Raw genomic sequence first — 529 nt, 5'->3', positions numbered from 1 at the left:
GCCGGTGCCAGCTCCTCGTGGCTCCCGGCGACGACGACCGCCCGATGACCGAGCGCCGCCCGGCCCCGGGCCAGCACCCGGCCGGCCGGGCGGCGCTCGGTCATCGGGCGGTCGTCGTCGCCGGGAGCCACGAGGAGCTGGCACCGGCTCTCGACTCGCTGGCCAGGGGTGTGCCGTCGGCGGATGTGGTGGAGGGCGTGGTATCCGATCACGGGAAGACCGTGTTCGTGTTTCCGGGCCAGGGCTCGCAGTGGGAGGGCATGGCCCGCGAACTCCTCGCCACCTCACCCGTCTTCACCGAACACCTCACCGCCGCCGCCCAAGCACTCCAACCCCACACCGGCTGGAACCTCCTCGACGTCCTCCAAGGCCTCCCCGACACACCACCCATCGACCGCGTCGACGTCATCCAACCCGCACTCTTCGCCGTCATGACCTCACTCGCCAAACTCTGGCAACACCACGGCATCCACCCCGACGCCGTCATCGGACACTCCCAAGGCGAAATAGCCGCCGCCCACATCGCCGG

At 70.7% G+C, this 529-nt stretch carries 2 protein-coding genes; one reads left to right on the top strand and one right to left on the bottom strand.

The features are described from left to right. Positions 1–212: hypothetical protein (locus JGS39_RS41340; protein ID WP_236066166.1), on the bottom strand; the 212-nt coding region annotated here is incomplete at its 3' end. A gap of 9 nt (positions 213–221) precedes the next feature. On the opposite strand from JGS39_RS41340, the gene JGS39_RS41335 reads away from it, so the two are divergent. Continuing rightward, the coding region (locus JGS39_RS41335; protein ID WP_308121018.1) for an acyltransferase domain-containing protein at positions 222–529 on the top strand (308 nt) is incomplete at its 3' end.

Origin of the sequence: Streptomyces poriferorum (genome assembly GCF_019399235.1) — a bacterium.
Lineage (GTDB): Bacteria > Actinomycetota > Actinomycetes > Streptomycetales > Streptomycetaceae > Streptomyces > Streptomyces poriferorum.
This window is presented reverse-complemented; position numbering and strand designations above follow the sequence as displayed.